This window comes from uncultured Microbacterium sp. (assembly GCF_963521695.1).
In the GTDB taxonomy this organism is placed as follows: Bacteria; Actinomycetota; Actinomycetes; order Actinomycetales; family Microbacteriaceae; genus Microbacterium.
This window is the reverse complement of the sequence record NZ_CAUQWC010000309.1, coordinates 1-3,077: the sequence shown is the minus strand read 5'-3', so window position 1 is coordinate 3,077 and position 3,077 is coordinate 1. Positions and strand designations below refer to the sequence as shown.

Annotated in this window: 3 protein-coding genes; all 3 read left to right on the top strand. The window is 72.6% G+C overall.

From position 1 onward, the window contains the following. The coding region (locus tag RWP81_RS15665; protein WP_314457665.1) for a GNAT family N-acetyltransferase at positions 1-574 on the top strand (574 nt) is incomplete at its 5' end. A 385-nt stretch (positions 575-959) separates the two neighbouring features. Further along, the gene (locus RWP81_RS15660) at positions 960-1,676 is read left to right on the top strand and encodes a GNAT family N-acetyltransferase (protein WP_314457663.1); all 717 of its coding nucleotides are present in this window, start codon (positions 960-962) and stop codon (positions 1,674-1,676) included. Continuing rightward, a complete protein-coding gene (locus RWP81_RS15655; RefSeq protein ID WP_314457661.1) occupies positions 1,673-2,683 on the top strand; it encodes an LLM class flavin-dependent oxidoreductase in 1,011 nt (336 codons plus the stop codon). The genes RWP81_RS15660 and RWP81_RS15655 overlap by 4 nt, the downstream gene beginning before the upstream one ends. Positions 2,684-3,077: the final 394 nt, after the last annotated feature.

Genomic DNA, 3,077 nt, shown 5'->3' with positions numbered 1-3,077 from the left:
AGCCGGCGCCGCGGACCCCGCAACGCGAGCCGGCGACGTCGAGGCCCCCGCGCGAGCCGGCGGCCCGGGCGATGACCACCCCCTGACGATCCGCCTCGTCAGGCCCGACGAGTACTCGGATGCCGGACGCCTCACCGCCGAGGCCTACCGCCACAGCTACGAGGGACTCACGGAGGGCTACCTCGCGTCGCTCGCCGACGTCGCGGGCCGGGTCGCACAGGGCGAGGTGTGGGTCGCCCTGGACGGCGACGAGATCGTGGGCACCGTCTGGACGCCCCGGCCGGGCGAGCGCCTGTCGCCACTGGCAGCCGAGGGCGAACTCGACTTCCGCCAGCTCGCCGTCGCGCCGTCGGCCCGCGGGCGCGGTGTGGGCGAGGCGCTGACCCGTCACGTGATCGCGCTGGCCCGAGCGCGCGGTGCCGAGCGCGTCGTGATGAACAGCGGCCCCGAGATGCTCGGCGCCCACGCTCTCTATCTCAAGCTCGGCTTCCGCCGCCTGATCGAGCGCGAGCATGCGGTCGAGGTCGAGCCCGGGCGATTCCTGGATCTGCGGGCGTTCGCGTACGACCTCTGACGGCGTTCCGCGCCGCGTCCCGCACCGTCCGGGGCACGGAATGTGCAGCGGGGCGTTCATCGGCCGCGTCCCGCACCGTCAGGGGCACGGAATGTGCAGCGGGGCGTTCATCGCCCGCCCCACTGCACATTCCACGCCCCGAACCCCCGTCCCCGGGCGGGCTCCGTCGCGCTGGCGACCCGGCTACATCGCGCCCGCGACCCGGTTGTGTCGCGCCGGCCCCGGCTCACCGCGACGCGAGGGCCGCCAGCGTCCGCCCCGCCACCGGGGTGAACGTGAACCCGTGGCCGTCATCAACCGTCTCGGTGCTTCACACGCCGTCATCGAGTGGCGGGTCCCGCCGCCCGACGTTGCGCGCGGACGCGAACCGGCGAAGAGTGTCCCGGTGACCTCCGTCTCGACCCTCGACATCCCCCACGCCGACGCCACCGTCCTCGACAACGCCGCCTGGCATTCGCTGGCGGGCCCCCACGCCTCGTTCGCGATCGGCGGCGACCTCGTGCGCCGCTATCCCGCCGACGTCGCCCCCTTCGTCGCGGTGCGCACGTGGGACGAACCCGGCGTGTGGGACGCCCTGCGCGAGCTCGTCGGACCGGGCGCCGAGGTCGGACTGTCGGGCTACGAGGGCGGCTTCCCCGAGGGGTGGGAATACCTGGGCGGCGGCGAGGGCGTGCAGCTCGTCGAGACCGACGCGCTGCAGACCCGCCCCGACGATGAGGCGATAGAACTGGATGCCGACGACGCGGCCGAGATGATCGCGATCGTCGACCGCAATCAGCCGGGCCCCTTCCGGCCCCGCACCTACGAGCTCGGCCGGTACATCGGCATCCGTCGAGAGGGGCGATTGATCGCGATGGCCGGAGAGCGCCTGCACCCGACGGGCTGGACCGAGATCAGCGCGGTCGCGGTGGATGCCGACCATCGCCGCCAGGGCCTCGCCTCGCGCCTGGTGCTCGACGTCGCCTTCCACATCCAGCAGCGCGGCGACCGCGCCCTGCTGCACGCGGCCGCGGCCAACGTCAACGCGATCGCGGCCTACGAGAAGCTCGGCTTCGCGCTGAGGCGGCGCAATCAGTTCGCGGCCGTGCGGACGCCGGCATGACCCGACCGCTGCGCTCCCTTGGCTTCCTCACCATCGGGCTGTTCGACCGCGAGAACCCGCGCGCCGGGCACGAGACGACCCTGTCGATCATCGAGCGCGGCGAAGCCCTCGGCTTCGACAGTGCGTGGCTGCGCGACCGGCACCTGCAGTACGGCATCTCGTCTCCCGTCGCGGTGCTCGCCGCGGCATCCCAGCGCACGAGCCGCATCCGCCTCGGCACCGCGGTCATCCCGCTCGGCTGGGAGAACCCGCTGCGCCTCGCCGAAGACCTCGCCACCGTCGACGTGCTCACCGGCGGGCGGCTGGAGCCCGGCTTCTCGGTCGGGCCGCCCCGGCGCCTCGATGAGATCGCATCGGCGCTGTACCCCGACACGTCCGACCACGAGGACTTCGGGTACGAGCGGCTCGCGCGGCTCCGTCGCTTCCTCGCGGGCGAAGCCGTCAACCCGTTCGCGGGCACCGAGGGCATCGAGGAGTACTCCGAGCGCGTAGAGCCCCACTCCCCCGGCCTCACCGACCGACTCTGGTACGGCGCCGGCAGCCCCGCGTCGACGACCTGGGCCGCCGAGAACGGCTTCCACCTGCTCACCAGCAGCGTCATCCAATCGACGACGACGACGGATTTCGACACCGAGCAGCACGCGCAGATCCGCCTGTACCGCGACACGCACCCCGACGGCGATGACGCGCGGGTGTCGCAGGGCCTCGTCGTGGTGCCCACCGACACCGCGACGCCCGAGCAGCGTCACCGCTACGAGGCCTATGCCGAGTCGCGGCGCGGGCGCGTCGGCGTCCCCCAGGGTCCGCGGGGGATGCTGTTCGCCGCCGACCTCGTCGGCACCTCGGAGCAGATCGCCGAGCACTTGCTGTCCAGCGCCGCGTTCGGCGAGGTCGACGAGGTGGCCTTCGCCCTGCCGTTCGACCTCGCATCCGATGATTACGTGCAGATCCTCGAAGACATCGCGGGGCGGTTGGGGCCGCTGCTCGGGTGGGCACCGGGGCAGTGATTCCCGCCGGGCCGCGGGCTCACCCTCAGCGATCTGCTCAACCTCAGCCGGTATCCACCGAAACGCGCTGAGGTCACGCAGATCACTGACTTTGCGGCGATTACCGACTCTGCGCGCGGATGCTACTCCACGCCCTCCGCGCTCGCGTCGGCCGCGAGCCGGTCGCGGGAGCGGAGGGTCATCGGGGCTCCGGAGTTCAGGCGAGGGGATGGCATCGACGAGGGCACGCGTGTACTCCTCGCGCGGGTGCGAGAACACGTCGGCGACGCGGCCCGCCTCGACGACGCGACCGTCCTTGAGCACCAAGACGGTGTCGGCGATCTAGCGGACGAGTGCGAGGTCGTGCGAGACGAAGGGGTAGGTGAGACCGCGCTCGCGCTGGAGGCGGCGGAGC